The sequence below is a fragment of the Streptococcus sp. HJ1 genome (assembly GCF_052399005.1).
In the GTDB taxonomy this organism is placed as follows: domain Bacteria; phylum Bacillota; class Bacilli; order Lactobacillales; family Streptococcaceae; genus Streptococcus.
Map to the genome: position 1 here is coordinate 1,439,118 of NZ_CP199005.1, position 20,331 is coordinate 1,459,448.

17 protein-coding genes are annotated in these 20,331 nt (G+C 39.6%); all 17 read right to left on the minus strand.

The genetic code is table 11. From position 1 onward, the window contains the following. Positions 1-212: 212 nt before the first annotated feature. Positions 213-1,037 carry an ammonia-dependent NAD(+) synthetase gene (gene nadE, locus ACT17O_RS07350; protein ID WP_444817348.1) on the minus strand — a complete coding sequence of 275 codons (825 nt, stop codon included), beginning with the start codon at positions 1,035-1,037 and terminating at the stop codon, positions 213-215. Continuing rightward, complete coding sequence (locus ACT17O_RS07355; protein WP_444817349.1) at positions 1,034-2,494, minus strand: nicotinate phosphoribosyltransferase; 1,461 nt, start codon at positions 2,492-2,494, stop codon at positions 1,034-1,036. Before ACT17O_RS07355 ends, nadE begins: the two co-directional genes overlap by 4 nt. A gap of 116 nt (positions 2,495-2,610) precedes the next feature. Beyond that, positions 2,611-3,099: a DUF6773 family protein gene (locus ACT17O_RS07360; protein WP_061416407.1), complete on the minus strand. Its 489-nt coding sequence runs from the start codon at positions 3,097-3,099 to the stop codon at positions 2,611-2,613. After that, the gene (locus ACT17O_RS07365) at positions 3,089-3,298 is read right to left on the minus strand and encodes a helix-turn-helix transcriptional regulator (RefSeq protein ID WP_013670190.1); all 210 of its coding nucleotides are present in this window, start codon (positions 3,296-3,298) and stop codon (positions 3,089-3,091) included. The genes ACT17O_RS07360 and ACT17O_RS07365 overlap by 11 nt, the downstream gene beginning before the upstream one ends. A gap of 320 nt (positions 3,299-3,618) precedes the next feature. Further along, positions 3,619-5,952 (minus strand): ATP-binding protein, encoded by a 2,334-nt coding sequence (locus ACT17O_RS07370; protein ID WP_444817350.1) that lies wholly within the window; start codon positions 5,950-5,952, stop codon positions 3,619-3,621. Further along, positions 5,953-7,224: a DNA methyltransferase gene (locus tag ACT17O_RS07375; protein ID WP_000920286.1), complete on the minus strand. Its 1,272-nt coding sequence runs from the start codon at positions 7,222-7,224 to the stop codon at positions 5,953-5,955. It lies immediately after the preceding gene. A 206-nt stretch (positions 7,225-7,430) separates the two neighbouring features. Beyond that, positions 7,431-7,841 carry a GNAT family N-acetyltransferase gene (locus tag ACT17O_RS07380; RefSeq protein WP_000558472.1) on the minus strand — a complete coding sequence of 137 codons (411 nt, stop codon included), beginning with the start codon at positions 7,839-7,841 and terminating at the stop codon, positions 7,431-7,433. Positions 7,842-7,940: 99 nt separating this feature from the next. Beyond that, positions 7,941-9,305, minus strand: coding sequence for an amino acid permease (locus ACT17O_RS07385; protein ID WP_000097710.1), 1,365 nt, complete (start codon positions 9,303-9,305; stop codon positions 7,941-7,943). Positions 9,306-9,381: 76 nt separating this feature from the next. Continuing rightward, the gene (gene greA / locus ACT17O_RS07390; RefSeq protein WP_000818765.1) at positions 9,382-9,864 is read right to left on the minus strand and encodes a transcription elongation factor GreA; all 483 of its coding nucleotides are present in this window, start codon (positions 9,862-9,864) and stop codon (positions 9,382-9,384) included. Between the two features lie 62 nt (positions 9,865-9,926). Then, complete coding sequence (mltG, locus tag ACT17O_RS07395) at positions 9,927-11,678, minus strand: endolytic transglycosylase MltG (RefSeq protein ID WP_000927553.1); 1,752 nt, start codon at positions 11,676-11,678, stop codon at positions 9,927-9,929. A gap of 74 nt (positions 11,679-11,752) precedes the next feature. Continuing rightward, the gene (locus tag ACT17O_RS07400) at positions 11,753-12,256 is read right to left on the minus strand and encodes a GNAT family N-acetyltransferase (RefSeq protein ID WP_000702422.1); all 504 of its coding nucleotides are present in this window, start codon (positions 12,254-12,256) and stop codon (positions 11,753-11,755) included. Further along, positions 12,253-12,720: a GNAT family N-acetyltransferase gene (locus tag ACT17O_RS07405; RefSeq protein ID WP_444817351.1), complete on the minus strand. Its 468-nt coding sequence runs from the start codon at positions 12,718-12,720 to the stop codon at positions 12,253-12,255. Before ACT17O_RS07405 ends, ACT17O_RS07400 begins: the two co-directional genes overlap by 4 nt. A gap of 9 nt (positions 12,721-12,729) precedes the next feature. Then, complete coding sequence (murC, locus tag ACT17O_RS07410) at positions 12,730-14,064, minus strand: UDP-N-acetylmuramate--L-alanine ligase (RefSeq protein ID WP_444817352.1); 1,335 nt, start codon at positions 14,062-14,064, stop codon at positions 12,730-12,732. An 11-nt stretch (positions 14,065-14,075) separates the two neighbouring features. After that, a complete protein-coding gene (locus ACT17O_RS07415; protein WP_049519050.1) occupies positions 14,076-14,687 on the minus strand; it encodes a hypothetical protein in 612 nt (203 codons plus the stop codon). Positions 14,688-14,734: 47 nt separating this feature from the next. Further along, positions 14,735-17,830, minus strand: coding sequence for a DEAD/DEAH box helicase (locus ACT17O_RS07420; RefSeq protein WP_084944195.1), 3,096 nt, complete (start codon positions 17,828-17,830; stop codon positions 14,735-14,737). Positions 17,831-17,922: 92 nt separating this feature from the next. Continuing rightward, a complete protein-coding gene (locus ACT17O_RS07425; RefSeq protein ID WP_084944194.1) occupies positions 17,923-19,089 on the minus strand; it encodes a MalY/PatB family protein in 1,167 nt (388 codons plus the stop codon). Positions 19,090-19,096: 7 nt separating this feature from the next. After that, positions 19,097-20,191, minus strand: coding sequence for a cystathionine gamma-synthase (locus tag ACT17O_RS07430; RefSeq protein ID WP_000031946.1), 1,095 nt, complete (start codon positions 20,189-20,191; stop codon positions 19,097-19,099). Positions 20,192-20,331: the final 140 nt, after the last annotated feature.

The following is a 20,331-nucleotide window of genomic DNA, read 5'->3' on the forward strand; positions in this document are numbered from 1 at the left end:
AAAAGGTTCCCCGGGCCTTCCTCGCTTTCTCATTTCTAGACTCGGGGTAAAAAGACTATACTCAGTAACAGCTAGAAAACAAGTTTTTCATCTAGTTACTTGACGCAGTCGCTGTCTGGTTTGAAATGCGCTTTACCAAGCTTTTTCAAACCTAGTCATCGTTGCGGGGGTGAGACAACGAAATCGAACTCTTCGAGTTACCGATTTCTGTCTCACTCCCAAAAGTCATCAAATACGGTGATTGGTAGGTGGCGTTTGTGTTGGCCTTTGTGCCACCAGTTTTCGATAGTCGCTTGGGCTTCTGAACTAACTTGCTTTCCTTCGAGGTAGTCATCAATTTCATTGTAAGTGACTCCCAAGGCTACTTCGTCTGCAATACCTGGTTTTTCTTCTTCTAGGTCTGCTGTTGGGATTTTTTCATAAAGAGCTGGGTCTGCACCAAGTTCCTTCAAGAGTTGTTTCCCTTGACGTTTATTGAGGCGATAAAGTGGGAGAATGTCTGCGCCACCGTCACCAAACTTGGTAAAAAAGCCTGTGATATTTTCCGCAGCATGATCTGTTCCAATGACCGCTCCGCTATGGGCACCCGCAAGGGCATATTGGGCAATCATACGACTACGCGCTTTAATATTGCCCTTATTAAAGTCTGAAACGGGGCTTCCTGTCGCTTCAACTGCTGCTGTCATGGCATCAGCTGATTCCTTGATATTCACAACTAAGCTGACATCTGGCTGGATGAAAGCAAGAGCTTTTTGAGCATCTGCTTCATCAGCTTGCACTCCGTATGGCAGGCGGACAGAGATAAATTGGTAGCTGTCATCTCCTGTCTCAGCTCGCATTTCTTCCATCGCTAATTGTGCCAAGCGCCCTGCCAAGGTTGAGTCTTGTCCTCCAGAAATTCCTAGTACAAAGGTTTTAAGGAAAGGGTGTTTTTTCAAGTATCTCTTTAAGAAGTCAATGGAACGACGAATTTCTTCCTGGGCATCAATCACTGGTTTGACGCCCAGTTGCTGGATAATGGTCTCTTGCAAACTCATTCTTCTTCTCCTTCACCAAGGGCTTCCTTGCGCATCTTATCAATCAAGTCCATCTTATCTTGCCAAATATCACGCGCCAAGTCCACTGGATAGTGTTGCGGATTGAGCACGCGCTTGTATTCATCCCATAGCTTGTCGAATTCCTTACGAGCATAGGCTTGAATCTCAGTCAAACTAGGTAAATCGTAAACTAATGTTCCTGCTTTGAAAATATCCACCAAGAGAGGAACGGCATCAAAATTACGAACGGTCTTTTTGATGTAAGTATAGGTCGGATGGAACATTTTAATTTCTGTCATGCTGGCAACATCCACACCGTCATAGGTGATGTAGTCACCTTCTGACTTACCTTTTTCACGACTAGTAATGCGCCATACTTGCTTCTTACCTGGTGTCGATACTTTTTCAGCATTGCTTGAAAGCTTGATGGTATTGCGCATCTTACCAGTTTCATCTTCAATAGCCACAATCTTATAAACTGCCCCAAGAGCTGGCTGATCATAGGCTGTAATCAGCTTGGTACCCACCCCCCAGACATCAATCTTAGCGTGTTGCATTTTGAGGTTAAGGATAGTATTTTCATCTAGGTCATTGGAAGCGTAAATTTTGGCATCTGGGTATCCAGCCTCATCTAACTGTTGGCGAACTTTCTTGGAAATATAGGCTATATCCCCAGAGTCGATACGAACGCCTTTAAAATTGATCTTATCACCCAACTCACGCGCTACCTGAATGGCAGCTGGCACACCGATACGCAACGTATCATAAGTATCTACTAGAAAGACACAGTCACGATGGGTTGAAGCATAGGCCTTGAAGGCTTCATAGTCGTTTCCATAAACCTGTACCAAGGCATGAGCATGAGTCCCCAATACTGGAATACCAAAGAGCTTCCCTGCTCGCACATTGCTAGTCCCGTTGGCTCCACCAATCACGGCTGCGCGTGTTCCCCAGATAGCTGCATCCATTTCTTGCGCACGACGTGTCCCGAACTCCATCAAGGGTTCATCCTCAATGACCGAACGAATACGTGCTGCCTTAGTCGCTATCAAGGTTTGAAAGTTAACGATGTTCAAGAGAGCCGTTTCGACCAATTGACATTGGGCTAGAGGACCTTCCACCTGTACAATCGGTTCATTAGCAAAAACCAAGTCCCCTTCCTGAGCAGAACGAACCGTCAACTCCAACTTGAGATTGCGGAGGTAATCCAAGAATTCTCCATGATACCCAAGCGACTCCAAGTAGTCAATATCGCTATCTGAAAAGCGTAAGTCTTCAAGATAATGTACAATTCTTTCCAAACCAGCAAAAACAGCATAGCCGTTATTAAACGGTTGCTGGCGGAAATAAACTTCAAAGACCGCCTTCTTATTGTGAATTCCTTGGTCAAAGTAAACTTGCATCATGTTAATCTGGTACAAGTCCGTGTGCAATGTCAAACTATCATCTGGATACATCTGTTTTCCTTCTTCCTACTTTACAAAGGTATGAACGTATTCTACCACTTTCACACCATCCGATAAATTAGTACTATTATAACACATTTTACCGAGATTGATAAAAAGCTAACAAGCTATTCTCCATTCTCCAGTTCATCCATATCTTGCTCAAACTTTTTTTGAGCCCATTCACCATAACTTTTAAGGCCGAGATTGCCGATAAAAACCCAAGGAAGGTAAATCAGATAAGTAATGACCCAAGCAGACAAGTATTTAACGTTCAAAGGATTGTGCTGATAAATTTCGATATTGAATTGATAATTCTCCAACATCAAGAGAGTCGTAATAGCGAGAGTTACCAGCAAACACCCTACAATCGTAAAATGAAAACGACTATAGTAGGTCACTCCAAGTTGTCGTGCACGATTGAAAAAGAAGAAAATTCCTAAAAGAAGGGTAACCAGAAGAATATTAGAATTAAAAAGAGCAGGTGCTAATACAGCCACCAAATAACTTAGCAGAATGAGCCCGATAAACACATTAAAAGACTCTGTCCCAGCTTTGTTAATCAGTTGTTCTTCTCTTTCGTCTAATAATTGATAATAAAAAAATCTATTTTTCATCTTCTTCCTCCCAAAATAATTGATCCAAAGTTTTGCCTAAGCATCTGCAAATAGACTGGCAAAGGAAAAGACTAGGATTGTATTTCCCTGCTTCTATCAAGCCTATAGTCTGCCTAGTAACACCCACAGCCTCTGCCAAATCCCCTTGTGTTAAATCACGCTCCACCCGAGCTAATTTTAATTTTAAGTTTTTAGCCACTAGCATCCTCCTTCACATTTTTAAAAAGTTGCGCTTCTTTTAAAAACATTATACCATATATCTAACTTAATGCAATATATAAATGTCATTTTGTAAGATTTTTCTAACAAAAAACTCTCTATCACAAAAAATAGAGAGTGTTATCTTTAAATATAGGATTTCAAAATATCGATGACATCACTTCTTTTCTTGACCTGATAGGTCTTGATTCCTAGACTTTCAAGCTAGAGCTTAGTCATAGTTCTTGTAGTCCATTTGACATAACTTTTATATAAAAATCCACCATATTTAAAACTACGGCTTATCTTTAAAATTCAAAATTACTTTTCTTTATCTAAACCAGAAATATATAGTAAAGCCAATAACAATTTAATTTCTTGAGTTTTTTTCATCGCTTCTACCTTATTAATTATTCTAGGCCCTCCATGAGTTGATAAATTCAAAAACGCTACAAAACCTTCACGTTCTTCTTTACTATTAATTGAAGAGAGCAACGCTGACAGTACTCTTTTATCCGCATCATCTAATGAGCTATCTTTAATGAGAGTATTACCCACTTCAATAACTTTATTATAGTTTTTCAACAAGCTTTCTGTCTTATCAATGTTTTGATTATCTAAAATATCGTTAACAACTATTTCTATCAATGTCCTATAAGATACGACTGGTACAAAACTATAATCTTCAATTTTAAAAATTTGATTAATCTCTCTTATAAAGCTAGCAATATCTACTCTGAAGTTGACTTCTTTACTGATTGGCATCGTAACTAAATCAGCTTCAGCCATACTTTTTGGAATATCAAAGCTATCTTCCTCTACTTTAAATGTAAAATCAGCTTCATGAATTTTTTTAGTCTTCTTGTCAGATATCTTGATTGATATTGTGTTTTCATTCACACGTCCAAAATTAATTATTCCTTTGCCTTTGTTAAAATTAATTGTAGAATTATTTTTGGTATCAATTTCAAAAATTAATCCCTCATCTTCCTTACCAAAACTATTTGTAAAAGTAAAAAGATTATCAAGATTATAGTCCATCCCTCTTTTCAAAATACTTTGCTTTTGGACAATTTTAGGCTGGTTGGTATCTTTTAAGATTAGATGCAGAGTTTCAATAACGTTTTCTGTCTCTGTAACGATTTTCCACTGACCTTCAATTTCCTTATTAAAAGATTTTTGTTCTTTACCATCTAATACTATTTTCGTTGAATTTTTTAACAAATCATCAAAATCCGTTATTTGCTCACTGAGATTATCTATTCCAATCCATGATTCAACAGTCCCTAAATTATCTTCGTGTTTAACCTTAGGGATAATGGTGAGAATTTTTTTATTGCCAAATAAAGTACAGTTTATTTGATTTGCTGTTAAATCCTTTTGGAATTCAATAAACCGCTTTAACTTGAAATCTTCTTTGATGTACTTCTGAAGGTTATCAAGATTCGAAGTTTCTGCTTCGGGAATTTGTTTTTGAATGAATGCATCCAAGTCTCTTAATTCATTTTTTAACGAACTACCAATTTTTTGAGTTTCCTCATTTAATTTTTCAATAAATCGTGTAATTTCATCTGTTAGCTCACTTTGGGCAAATTGAGTTCTATCAGAGTTAAATTGTATTGAAGGGTCACTAGACTTAATTGAAATATATCCAATTAATTGTTTTAATACTTCACTATATTTTTTAGTTGTCATCAACTCTGTATTAAACAAAGTATAATTGTTAAATAAGTTATTATTGATATAAATTAGAGGAGTCAACTCGTTAGTATTAGGATTATAAAACAACGAGTTAATGTTACTCTTCCCATTCGCCTTCAAAGAATAAGCAACTAAATCCATATCAATAGAATATTTACTGGAATTAAAGGTAATTTTTTCCGAATATATATCTTGATTTTCTTTACTAAAAATAATCTCTTGACTATCAGAAGAATATCGTATTCTAAATAATTGTTGTGAGCTATTTTGTTCTCTTAATTGAATTTTATAATCGGTTGATTTAGACTCCCCATCTACACTAAAGTTTATGATAAAGTTTTGGTCAGCAGAAATTTTACCATCTTGTATTTTATCATCAATAAAAGAATTTAAAATCTTATTACGATTTTTTTCTTCACTAAAATACTTACTTAAAGTCTCTACATTGTAATCATCAATTTCAATTTGGATTAATGTACCTCTAAAACTATCAGAATTTGAAACCGTAATATCTAACTGTTTATCTGTTATATTATATTCGGCAACTAGAGAATCAAAATCTGCGGCAAATTCTGATAATTGACCATTTTGAGCTGTTTTCCATGATACTCTTTTTCCAAATTTAAAAACGGATAAAAAACCTAGACCTTTTGATCCCTGTGTTAACCGTCGAGTCTCACTGTCATACGGTATAGCTTTCCCATATTTTTTATCACTGCTAGAAATATGAAATAATTTTTCAATTCCCTCCTTATCCATCCCCTCACCATAATCTCGAATAGTTAGTTGCTTTGTCTTTGAATCTAAGACAATATCCACTTTAGGTGATTTAGCATCATAGGCATTTTTTATCAACTCATTCAAGGCTATAATATTATTGGGAATTTTTTCTGACAATTCACTCAGTATATTACCTGCTACAGTAATAGGTACCTGTTCAACATTATTAGACATCTAAATCTCCTTTATTTTTCTTAATATCAGGACATATTCTTGACTCATTGATTCCACTGATTTATCTTTTACATTCGATAACCTTCTCGGCATTCTCTTAATAGGTATATTTCTTGTAATAGATGCTTCTAATTCAAATCCAATACTCTCAAAATATTCTTGAGTAACTTTAGATAATGGAACCATTTTATTATCAACTCGCCGATTGCCTAAAGTTAAAACAATTCTTTTGTTCTTTTTTATAATTCGTCCCATTTGTCCCATTACATCCAAATAGTCAGTTATAAAATTCATAACTTTTTTTCTCTTATCCGTGGCTATACTTTCAACATACTTATTTAAACAATCTGATTGATAGTTTTGTTTAATTCTTCTAATTCTCCCCCCTAAACTATTCGAGTCAATACTTGAATAATTATCTATTAATTTCTCGTCAAAACTTTCCATATCTTTTCTGTCTATCCAGTAAATTGGTAACATAGAATACTGTCCATATGTTACAGTAGTTGAATTATCTCCATAAGGAGGAGAAGTTACAATCAAATCGACAGAATCGCTCTTCATTCCAAATAAAATATCTTCCGATTTTCCTATTTTTAAATCAATTTTTTTACTTCTGTTATAATCAGGTAAAAATTGACAGTATTCGTTAATGCTCTTTATAAAATCTTCAACGATGTGGTTTTCCATCTTTTCAATAGCGCTTTGCTCTTTTATATGCAATTTAAATGTTGAACTTCTTGTATTACTGTATTTTTTTAAAATATTAATTAAACACACCCAATAATACTGTCTTACGTATCTGTATTTTTCTCTCTGAATAGCACTACGAATTTTACTAAACGTTATTATAAAATCTTTTCGATACCATTTTTCTATATTATAAAAATAGTGTTTGTCAAATTCAAAACTATCACTTTTTAAAAATTTCTCAATCCTATTATTTGCTATATCTATATATTTTTTGTTAACGCCTTGCAACTTAACTTTTGTAATAAGATTAGCTAAAGGGTTAATATCTATGCCAATCGGAGAAAGGTTATTCTTTTCACCCTCCACTAGTGTTGTTCCAGAACCATGAAAAGGATCAAGAATATTTGTAATAGATAAATCTTCACTTTTAATTAATTTAATTAATTCATATTGCATATCTGGAACCATCGTAGCTGGATAAGCACTAATTTTATGTATACCTGAAGCAGTTACATTTTTAAAGTCCCAGTAATCAATTTCTTTTTCTTTTATTTTATCTACTAAATTCGACTTCAACAATTTAGCCCCCGACTAATATTTTTCTACTATGCACCCTAAGTATAGCATAGAATTTTTTGGACGTAAAGAAATAATATAATTAATCTGTTTAGGAAAATTGAATTGATCTCTATTAACAAAAAACTCTCTACCATCTTACATGATAAAGAGTATTCGTTCTTTTTTGATACTTAGCTAAGTTTCTCTCCAAAAGAAAGAAGTCTAGGTCACAAATCCTTTTGGTAATAGTATCTTTGCCCTGTGTAGGGATAGTCTTGCAAGGTAAAGACTTCCTTGTAACCATGTCTTTTATAAAAATCTGGTGCTTGAAACTGGTAAGTATTCACGAAAGAAAAACGACAGTTTCGATTCTTGGCTTCATTTTCAGCTCGCTGCAATAGTTTTGAACCGATTCCTTGTCCTCGTAGCTCCTCTTTCACAAACAAATATTCGATTTCCAGCCAATTTCCGAAAGTCTCAGCTACTAAGCCCGCCATGAGATTGCCCTTTTCATCTTCGAGATAAAGATTCAGTGGCTCGCTCTCAGCCTCTTCTCTTTTGGAACGATTATAAGCACGAATCAAATCCCCTATTTCCTGCGCTTTATGCGACTCCTTATTTTCCAATCTAACGTGCATCCAAACCTCCTAATAAACTACCACAGCTTGATTATAGTCTTATTTCGATGGACTGTCAAACTAGAAAAACTCACCAAACAGAGTTGATGAGTTCATGATTTATTTTCTAAATTTCCACTGACTATAAATCCCAAAAACAAGGATCCAGATGGCAGAACCAACTGCCCCCATGAAGGTAGACTCTTGCAAAAAGAGAGTCACGAAAACAAAGACAAAAAAGAGAATGGTTAGGGGATTAAGCAAGCGATACTGAGGCATAAGGTAGCCATCAGCCATGAAGTCTTGTGACTTGCGGTATTTGAGATGAGCCACCATAATCAAGATATAAATCGCGATGTAAACACCTGATGAGGATGCGGTGATCAAAGCAAAGGCATCTGAAACACCTGGTAGCACGTTGATAAAGGCAGCCAGAGCAATCAAGATCGCTGAGGCGATGATGGCATTTTGAGGTACATTGTGGCGAGAAAGGGTATCGACCTTGATGGCCTTTAAGAAACGATTTGGCGAATCATGGGCAATCTGATATAAGTGTCTCCCTGTTGAGTAGAGAGTTGAGTTAAGAGCAGACGCCGCTGATGTCAAGACAACAAAGTTGATTAGAGCCGCCGCCCACTTGATCCCCGCCAGTTCAAAGACCGTTACAAATGGAGAATCTGAAGAATTAAGATAAGACCAAGGAATAATGGCCATAATCGCAATGAGAGCTCCCCCGTAGAAGAAGATAATTCTGAGAGGAATTTCCTTAACAGCTTTGGGCAAGACCTGACGAGGGTTCTTTGTTTCAGAAGTTGTTACCCCGATAAACTCAATCATCAGATAGGCAAAAAATACCATTTGAAAGGCCATGACAAAGTTCATAACTCCGTTTGGAAAAAGAGAGAACTGGTCGCTGATATTTGCCAAGCTTGCAACACCATGCGGTGTCTTAAAGCCTGTCAAAACCATAAATACCCCAGTGGCAATCATGGCTAAAATCGCCACAATCTTGACCATAGCAAACCAAAACTCGACTTCGCCAAAGAGCTTAACTGCAATCAGATTGACCAAAGCCAAAATCGTTAAAAAGACAAGCTGAATCATCCAGCTAGGCCATGTGGGAAACCAGAAGCGGACATAGTCTGAGATGGCAGTGATTTCTGCCATACCGATAAAGACAACTGACAACCAATAAGACCAAACTGAGAAATATCCCCAGCCTTTCCCCAAATGACGGGTGATAAAGTTGATAAAGGTATGTTGTTCTGGATCCTGATACAGCATCTCCCCAACAGCCCTCATCATCAAAAACATAAAGGCTCCTGTAATCATGTAAATCAGAATGATCGAAGGTCCAGTAAGGCTGATAGAGCGACCAGCGCCTAGGAAAAGTCCTGTTCCGATTGTTCCCGCAATAGCCATCACCTGAACATGACGATTGGTTAATCCACGCTCCATTTTATTTTTCTTCTTATTTGAACTCATATAGTCTCCTATTTATCCAAAAAACCAAAAAGGAGTTGAGCAAGGTAAAACCTTCACTACTCCTTTTTCATCCTATTTAGGCTGTTTTCTCAACCTTTAAGATTTTGACATCATAGCTACCAACCGGTGTTTCAATCGTTGCAGTATCGCCAGTCTTCTTGCCAATTAGAGCACGGCCAATCGGACTTTCATTTGAGACTTTACCAGCAAAAGCATCTGCACCTGCAGAACCGACGATGATGTAGACCTCTTCTTCGTCTTCACCGACTTCTTGGATTGTTACTGTCTTACCGATTGCTACCTCATCTTGGGCAACCGCATCGCTATTAACAATTTCAGCATAGCGAATCTTTGTTTCTAGACTTGAAATTTGACCTTCAACAAAAGCTTGTTCATCTTTCGCTGCTTCATACTCACTATTTTCTGAAAGGTCTCCATAGGAACGAGCAATCTTGATACGCTCTACGACTTCAGGACGTCGAACGAGTTTCAACTCCTCTAATTCTTTTTCTAGTTTTTCCTTTTCTTCAAGGGTCATTGGGTAAGTTTTTTCTGCCATTTTTTTAACTTTCTTTTCTATTTACTTTTTTAAAACAAAATTATGTGGAAAACCACATAATTTTAGTTTGAACTACTTGCTTGAGGTAATTTGCTATTGATATGCTCTGCAACGTTTTGATCATGTTCTTCTTTTGTTGTTGCAAAGTATACTTTACCATCTTCAACATTTGCTACAAAGTACAAGTACTCACTCTTTGTCTGGTTTACACTTGCTTCAATCGCATCCGAACTTGGGCTATCAACCGGTCCAGGCATGAGGCCAAGGTGTGTGTAAACATTGTATGGTGAATCAATCGTTGTATCAATTCCAGCGTCATCTGCTAAACTAATCTTTTGACCAAGTTTTCCTTGAGCATATAGGATAGCGATATTACTTTGAAGTGGCATACCAACATTCAAGCGGTTATAGAAGACACCTGCGATCTTCTTGCGGTCTTCGGTCTTAGCACCTTCTTTTTCGACAAGAGAAGCAATGCTGAGCAATTCATTAACTGTCAGATTCTTTTCTTTGATCGTAGCGTAATATGGTGACATAGCCTTATCCATAGCAGCCACCATCTCATCAATCAAACTTTCAACAGTTGTACCGTCTTTGATCGTATAGGTAGCTGGGAAAAGGTAACCTTCAAGACGATAACGAACGCCACTGTCTTTTGTTGGAAGACTTCCAAGTAGGTTTGGATACTTGGCTACTAATTGTGAGATAAAGGTCTCATCTTGAGCTTTTGCCAAGAAAGCATCCGCAGTAAGAGGTTCTTTAAATTCACCTTGAAGTTGTCCTACTGTTTGAGCGATTTGCTCTAATGTATAGCCTTCTGGAATTGTCAAGTTTGCAAGAACAGGTGCCTGAGCTTCAGGAGTCCCACCTTTTTCCAATTCTTGAATCAACTCATCCGTACTCATACTCTTCTTCAAGTTGTAATAACCTGACTTCAAGTTAGCATGGCTATAATATTTAGCATAAAGACTAAAGATAAGGCCATGTTTAACCAAACCAGATTTTTCCAAGGTGCTTCCAATTTCTTGAACATTTGCACCGTCTGGGATTTGAACCGTTACGTAGTCTTTAGAGCTCGCATCCACAGGTTTCAAGGAATCTTGAACGTAACCATAACCAAAGTAACCACCAACTGCAACGAGTACTAGGAGAACTAGAACTGTTACTAGGCAACCTTTAGCTTTTGATTTTTTCTTTTTCTTAGTTGGTGTTGCACCTTGACGACGACTACGACGTGGAGCATCAGCTAATCCACTGCTAGATTCTGTAGAAACAGGCTCAACTCTTTCAGGCATTCCTGGGGTGATTTCCTCTTTCTTGTCTTCTGTTTTATAGGTTACGGCAACCTTAGTCGGAGTATCGTTAAATTCTTTTTCTTCGGGTTTAAGCTCAACTGGTTCTACCTTAGGTTGAACAGGTTCCACTACAGGTTCTTCAGCCAGATGAATCGGCTCTACTAGAGGTTCTTCAGATTCTACAACTTCAATCTTGTCAATGATTGGCTGTCTAATCTCTTTCTCTTCTTGGTCATCCGTTTCATCAGTTCTAGCACTTGAAAGTGGAGGAACACTTGGTGCATTTTTTAGGATTTTATCGACAACAGATAGGGAATCAGCCATCAACTCTTCTGTTGACGTTTCTGGTTCAAGATCTGAAGGAGTTGCTGAACTAGCTGGAGATGATGAAGCCGTCAGATTTGGAATCTCTACTTCTTTCTCTCTTTTATCTTGTTCTTTTACTCTTTCTAAATCACGTAGAATCTGCTCTTTAAAGCTTAATTTTTCTTCTTCTCTTGATTTTTCAGTCAAAAGCATTACCTCCTTGTTGACAATCCATAATATTATATCTTAAAAGTCGTAGAAAAGCAACCAACTAGGGCATTCCCTAGCTAGTTTTCTTTATTTTCAGGCTGCCAAACCATATCATACCAGGTTTCCCCAGCAAAGCTTGACTGGGATAATCCTTCATTAACAAAGCCATGTTTTTCGTAATAGGCGATAAGATAATCATGACACGTCAGATTAATGCCCTCTCGTTCATGTTCTAAAGCGACCTCTTTCAGAGTCTTTAATAGTCTTTTCCCAACTCCCAAAGCTTGTGCTTCCTTAGCAATAGATAGGCAAGTCACAGAAATATAACCTCCAGGTTGATGGCTATAGTCTTTTATTTCTTCTGTAAAGGACTGATCATGTAGATGGCGGTGTGGGACGACTGGACCTTCGATATAACCAAGAATACGCCCCTCCTTTTCAGCTACCAGAAAACTGGTCTGAATTTCCCGCAAATGCGCCTCAAAGACGGAACGAGGAATGGCCTCTTCAAGGGAGAAATTCTCTAGCTCTATCTCTATAATCCGATCTAAATCTGAAAATCTCGCTTGTCTGATTTTCATATTTCCTCCTGATAAAAGGGATTAGCCCAAGTCAGATACCATTCAGAACCACTGTCATATTGACTCCCTGTCACTTCTTCTTCAACAAAGCCATTCATTTCAAAATAAGATAGTAGTTCATCAGGACTCTGCAAAAGAATACCTTGATAATCTAGTTCGACTGTCACCTGTTTCAAGGCTGCAAGAAGAAGAGTTCCCAGACCCTGTCCCCAATGGTCAGGATGAATGGTCAATGATTTTATTTCTATCCATTTGGGATGAAGATACTGAGCTTCTCCTAAAGCATAGCCTAGGAGCTGATTTTCATCCCCAGCTACAAGAAAGGTACCCGCAGTCTTGCGGATACTCTCTTCTAAGGATTGGCGACTAAATGCCTCTTCTGATGTAGGATTGGCTTCTTCAATCGCCAACATTTCTTCTAAATCTGATAAGGTAGCTTGCCTTATTATGATTGGAATTTCCATCTGTTTTCCTTATTGGAAGTTGCTTGTCAAGTTAGACAAAAGACGTTCAAATGAATATTCATAGGTTTGGATGTCTCCAGCACCCATAAAGACGTAAACAGCATTGTCATGGTCTAGGAGTGGAGAAACATTTTCAACAGTGATAACCTGGTGTTTTTTGCTGATTTTATTGGCTAAGTCTTCTACTTTGACATCACCATGGTCCACCTCACGAGCTGATCCATAGATTTGCGCTAGGTAGACGGCGTCTGCTTGATTCAATGCATGGGCAAATTCGTCCAACAAGGCAATGGTTCTTGTAAAGGTATGCGGTTGGAAGATTGCCACGATTTCCTTGCTTGGGTATTTTTGACGAGCCGCATCCAAGGTCGCAATGATTTCTGTTGGATGGTGGGCAAAGTCATCAATGATCACTGTATCATTGACAATTTTCTCAGTGAAACGACGCTTAACACCAGCAAAAGTTTTCAAGTGTTCACGAACCAAGTTTAAATCAAAACCTGCTGTGTAAAGAAGACCAATAACAGCTGTCGCGTTCATGATATTGTGACGACCAAAGGTTGGAATGTGGAATTGACCCAACTCTTGACCACGGAAATGAACGGTGAAGGTTGATCCAGTCGTAGAACGAAGGAGATCGCTAGCTACAAAGTCATTGCCTTCAGCTTCAAACCCATAGTAATAGATTGGCGCATTGGCTGTGATCTTACGCAACTCAGGATCCTCACCGTATACAAACAAACCTTTGGTAATTTGTTTGGCATAGTCGTTAAAGGCATTGAAAACATCCTCTAGACTTGTAAAATAGTCTGGATGGTCAAAGTCAATGTTGGTGATGATAGAGTATTCTGGGTGGTAAGGCATGAAGTGACGCTCATATTCGTCTGATTCAAAGACAAAATATTTGGCATTGGCTGAACCGCGACCTGTCCCGTCTCCAATCAAAAAGCTGGTGTCTGTGATGTGAGACAAGACGTGTGACAGCATACCTGTTGTTGAAGTTTTTCCATGTGCTCCTGCCACTCCCATGCTGACAAAGTCGCGCATAAAGCTACCTAGGAATTCATGGTAACGTTTGTAGCTGATACCATTTTTGTCGGCATAGGCGATTTCAACATTGTTATCTGGACGGAAGGCATTTCCCGCGATAATCTCCACATCACCTTGTAGGTTCTTTTCATCAAAAGGAAGAATGGCAATCCCTGCCTGCTCTAGTCCACGTTGAGTAAAGTAATATTTTTCAACGTCTGAACCTTGAACCTTGTGTCCCATTTGGTGCAACATCAAGGCTAGGGCACTCATCCCTGATCCTTTAATTCCAATAAAATGATATGTTTTTGACATGCTTTTCTCCCCTACTCAGTAATTCTTGTCAGATTCAACTCTTGGGCAACCTGACGTTCCTGTTCCGTTTGCTTATTCTTTTTATTATAGATTTGACTCTTCTTTAGAAAATCATAGTTGTTCTTTTTGGCTTTTTCCGTTTGGGTTTTCGGAGTTGGATTCGCCACTTGGCCAACATTCTCAGCTAAGATATAGTGAGACTGGCTCAAGTTTTTACTAAATTTGGCAAACTCACCTGGATTTTCCTTTTGAAATGGTGCTGTTGGTTGGTTTCCTTGACGAACAAGTGTTGAACCATTGTGTCGTCTAGTATGACTAACATCCTGAGTCAAATACTTGGCTGAACGTTTCTTTTTCAAGTCCGCACGCGCCTCTTCTCGAGCCAATTCAGCATAGGTTTTTTCAACTTTTTTAGGTTCTGGACTTGGCTTTGACTCCTTATTAACCACTGGAGAAACTACGGTTTCTTCCTCATTGATAGGAGACCACTCCAAATAGTTCTTATCGCGGTAATCACCTTTGATATTGCTAATAAAGTCTGACTCATCGTACAAGTCCATGACTGGCATTTTGGTCAGCATGATCTCATCATCTGACACCAATGGAAATCGATCTTGTTTCATTTTGTATTTCCTTTCAACACTTCATTATAGCGTATTGTCTTGATTTTTCAAGTGCTGGCTTCAGAAATTCCCAAAATTTCACGAATTTCTGCCAGACTGAGACTCGCACGCGACTCCGTACCATCTAAAACTTGGGAAACCAAATGTTTCTTTTGTTCTTGAAGTTCTTGGATTTTTTCTTCAATGGTCCCCTTGGTAATCAAACGATAGACCTCGACCATCTGCTCCTGCCCCATGCGGTGGGCTCGTCCGATAGCCTGGGCTTCGACAGCCGGATTCCACCAGAGGTCAACCAAAATAACTGTATCAGCTCCCGTTAGATTGAGACCAACACCACCCGCCTTAAGGGAGATGAGAAAGGCATCTCTCTCCCCTTGGTTAAAAGCCTTGGTCATCTCCTGTCTGTCATGAGCAGGAGTTGAACCTGTGATTTTGAAGGAGGTCAAGCCCAAGTCTGGGAGTTCTTGCTCGATTTTTTCCAACATTCCTTTGAACTGGGAGAAAATCAAGACCCGATGCCCACCATCAGCCACTTGTAGCAATAAATCTCGGAGACTATCGAGTTTACCACTGGCTCCTTGGTAATCGTCCATAAAGAGAGCTGGCGTATCGCAAATCTGGCGCAATCGCATGAGGCCAGATAAGATTTCTACCCGACTTCTTTGGAGTTCTTGATCTGTCACTTGGGCTAGACGGTCTCGCATCTGTTGCAACTGGGCGAGATAGATAGCCTTCTGCTGATCTTCCAGTTCATTTTTATAGACGACTTCGATCAGGTCAGGTAGTTCTGTAAGGACTTCTTCTTTCTTACGCCTCATGACAAAGGGCTTGATAAACTGCGCAACCCGGTCAGCCGGTAATTTCATAAACTCCTTCTTGTTAGGTAAGAGCCCTGGAAGCACAATTTGAAAGATAGACCACAACTCTCCCAAATGGTTTTCGATAGGCGTACCTGACAAAGCAAAAACTGCTGGCACCACAAACTGGCGCAAACTCTGAGCAATCTTGGTTTGGGCATTTTTCATAACCTGAGCTTCATCTAAGAAGAGAAAATCAAAAGCCATCTCTTGATAAAGCTCGCTGTCTTGACGAAAGGTGGCATAGCTAGTCACATAGATTTGGTGATTTTCAGAAAGAATCGCTTCTCGGTTCGCTTTCAAACCATGAACGACAGCCAAATCCAACTGTGGGGCAAATTTCCTGAATTCATCTGCCCAATTGTAGATCAAACCTGACGGAGCCAAAATCAAGACCCGACTTTCTTCGGTCACCTGACTGGTCAAAAAAGCGATGGTTTGCAGTGTTTTTCCCAGTCCCATATCATCTGCCAGGATGCCACCAAAGCCATAGTGATGAAGCATCTGGAGCCAACGAACACCCTTTTCCTGGTAGTCTCTTAAACTCGCCTGAACCCGTATATCTCCCAAAGGAAAATCCTCTGGATGAGTCAAATCATGAGCTAAATGCTGAAATTCTTCCGAGAAGGAGATCCTGTCCCGACCTTCAAAAAGCTGAGAAAGGCTATAAGTTAGGGATTTTCGCACTTGGAAAGAACCATCTTTTAGCTCAACCCCCAGTTCCTGCAAGTTTTGACGAATCTGCTTGGTTTCCTCATCAAAAAAGTACACTTGGTCAGAAGAACTGATATAGAAATCCTGATTGCTGGTCAGGGCTTTAAGAGCTTGATCAATCTCTTCTTGTGCAATCCCTTGGAAATCAAATTGAATTTCCAACAGTCCTCCCTTGGACTCAATCTGAACCTGAGGAGCTTGGACGCTGTAGAACTGATTCATCTCATCAGACAAGAAAACCTGACCTAATTTCTCAAAAGCTGGAATCGTATGGTGAAAGAAAGAATAAACTGCCTCTGGCTTCAAAGCCTGTCTCCAAGACTGAAAATCAGCCTCAAAACCAGCCCCTAAACAGACTTGAAATAGCTGATTTTCCAAGACGGCATAGCTTGAAAAAGGTAATTGTTCCAGCTGTTGACGACTAGTCACCTTAACATCTCCATAGTCAAACTGGATATCCAAACGGATGCGGCCGTCATCCTCCCTATCAAAGTAAAAGATTGGTGAAAAGGATCGTATTTGTAAGCGCTCAGGAGCAGAAACTGTTCCTAGCTGTCTAAACAAAGGCAGGCAGGCGGCCAGACGGTCACGATCACTGTTGTCAAACTGGAGGCATTTTCTCCCTCTTTCCTCCTGAGGGAGCTCTTTGATTTCCTTTAGGAGGCTGATTTGTTTAGGGTTTAAGAGATAAAGATTCCCCTTACGAAAGAGAACTGCCCCTCCATAGAATACGTTAACTCGGTCAGTCTCAGAAATTTCCATCTCAAAATAATCGGGATACTCCTGCACGGAAAAAGAGAAAATCTCTGCATCTGGATCTAAATCATGAAAGAGAAGATTTTCATAACTAGTAATCTGATGTTCGAAATGAAAATCTTCCAAGTTCATCAGCAACTCCACTCCCTGCTCAAAAAAGGTCAGAGGGAAAAAGAGGTGACGACCTTGATTGGGGAAAAAGAGGTCTTGACTCAGTCCCTCCTCAATTAAGCCACATAAAAAAGTAAGAACTTCTTGACTAGCTGTATCAAAAGCATCCCAAGACAAGTCATTTTCATAGTGCTTCCCAATCATATATGGCTTTCGATGGACTAAGACCTTCAAAAAGAGAGGGATGTCACGAATGACATAATATTTTTGACTATCAGCTAAACCGATTCGGAGAGTCCAAAGGAGGCGATTGGTTCCAGCTTCCACCTGGCCTTGAGACGACAAAGTGTAGATTTTCTCTCTCTTCTGAGGTTGGATACACTCCAAAAAACTACCGCCAAAACTAACCTTGGTTTCGACCTCTTCTTGCTCTTCATGTCCTTTTTCTAAGGCTTGTAAAATCACCTGGCCTTCTTCATCATTCTTCAGATAATGCTCGAGCGCTGCGAGGTGAACACAGTAACTTCTTTTTTGGAAAAAATCGCAAGCACAAAAAACAAGATCATCCTCTAAACTGTAGCGCAAGTCTTCTCCCGCCACACGAGTATAGAGGCGATTCCCTTTTTCCTTGATTATCTCAATGTTGCCTGTTTCATAGAGTGCAACCCCCTCCATGCGCAACTTTCCCGGAATCAATTTAGCCATAGTTACCCCTTTATCTTATCTTTTCATTATACCACATTTTCCCCTACGAAAATAGCCTTCTAGGAAGACTTTTCTCCTAGAAGGCTCGATTTTTAAAGTGTAGCAAAAGTGGTCACGATGCGTTGGCAAACCTCTTCCAGTACTGACTTCGGCATAGCCACATTGAGGCGGGCATGAAGAGTTCCCTCCTCTCCAAAGTCCAAACCTCGATTCAAGATAACCTTGGCTTCATTCTTCAAAAGCTCTTGCAAGCGGTCATCCGTTAGCTCATAGACTGAAAAATCAAGCCAGATCAAGTAGGTACCTTGTGGTTTCATGACCTTAATCTTGGTTTCGTTGCCCAAAATATCCACTACATAGTTAATGTGGTCCTCGATAACTTCTTTTAGTTCTCCTAACCAGTCCTTACCATAACGGTAGGCAGCTTCTGTCGCCAAATAACCCAAGCCTGAGATTTCATGTTGGTTATTGGCCAACTGGCGTTTTTGGAAAGCCACACGAAGCTTGGGATTTTCAATAACTGCATAGGAATTCTTGGTCCCAGCAATATTAAAGGTCTTAGTGGCACTACTCAAGATAAGGGCAAAGTCTTTAAAAGCGGGATCAATGGTATTGAATGACTGGTGTTTGCGACCAAAGAGAGCCAAATCTTGGTGAATCTCATCTGAAACCAACAAAACACCATGTTTTTGGCAGAGATGCCCAATCTTTTCTAACACTTCCTTTTCCCAAACACGTCCACCAGGATTGTGGGGATTGCAAAGGATATAAAGCTTCACATCCTCTTCTACCAATTGATTCTCCAACTGGTCAAAGTCAATCTCAAACAGCCCATCCTTTTCCACCAAAGAATTGGTAATCAATCTGCGATTGTTCAGTTTGACACTGCGTGCAAAGGGTGGATAGACCGGTGTGTTAATCAGGACAGCCTCTCCTTCTTTTGTAAAGGCTTGAATGGCTGTTGAAATAGCTGGTACCACTCCCTCAATAAAGACGAGGGCATCCTTATCAAAGTGATAGCCATGTTGTGTGGCTTCCCAGTCCTGAACCGACTGAATCAAAGCATCACTAGCATAAGTATAGCCATAGACCAACTGATCTGCGTAGGCTTGTACAGCTCGTCGAACCTCAGGCAAAACCACAAAGTCCATATCTGCTATCCAGGCTGGTAGAACTTCTCGATCAGCTTCTGATTCTTTCCATTTATAGGTATGGTGCCCAAAACGATTGGGCAGGCTTGTAAAATCATATTTTCCCATATCTATCTTATCCTTCCAAAGCTTGGCGCAAGTCCGCAATCAAATCTCTAGCATCTTCAATCCCAATGGATAAACGCAAGAGGTCATCTGTTAAGCCATAGGAATGGCGCACTTCTGCCGGAATATCCGCATGGGTTTGCGTCGTCGGATAGGTGATCAGACTCTCTACCCCACCCAAACTTTCTGCAAATGAGAAGACCTTGAGGCTATTTAAAATATGAGGAATACGTTTTTCATCCACTACTTTAAAGGAAATCATACCCCCACGTCCAGTATAGAGCACTTCCTTGACAGCAGGTGAATCCTTCAAAAAGGCAACCACTTCTTGGGCATTGGCTGTAGAACGCTCCATACGAAGAGGTAGAGTTTTAAGACCACGAATCAACTGATAACTATCAAATGGTGACAAGACCGCACCAGTCGTATTGAGATTGTAGAACAGTTGTTCATATAGTTCTAAACTATTAGTCACAACCACCCCAGCTAAAACATCATTGTGCCCTGCTAAGTACTTGGTGGCAGAATGAAGAACGATATCCGCACCATCTTCAATCGGACGTTGGTAAATCGGACTGTAGAAGGTATTGTCCACCACTACCTTGGCACCCTTGGCATGAGCTAGTTTGGCTAGTTTGGCAATATCAAATTCCAACATCAAGGGATTAGTTGGTGTTTCAATATAGAGAACATCCACATCTTTCTCCAACTCAGCAATCAACTCTTCTTCTGTATTGGCATAGGTAAAATGGAAACGGCCTTCTTGCTCGACTTGATTGAACCAACGGAAAGAACCCCCATACAGATCGCGTACAGCCAAGACTTTACTTCCTACTGGAAAAACACTAAAAGCCAGTACAATCGCAGCCATACCTGAGCTTGTCGCTAGGGCATAATCTGCTGATTCGATTGCCGCCAAGACTTCCTCCGCCTTACTGCGAGTTGGGTTTTTGGTACGAGTATAGTCAAATCCCGTAGACTGACCGAACTCTGGATGCTGATAAGTGGTTGAAAAATGAAGCGGTGTTACCAAGGCACCTGTAGCCTCATCTGACTTGATACCAGCCTGGGCCAAAATTGTGTTGATGTGTAGTTCTTTGCTCATACAATACCTCCAAATCTATAGTAACTATTGTACCACTTATTTTCACTAACTCATTTTCTTGTTTTCAAGAGCTAGTTATAGTTTCAAACTATATAAAAACGATAGTTCCTTGAGAAACTATCGTTTTTCCTGTTGAATAG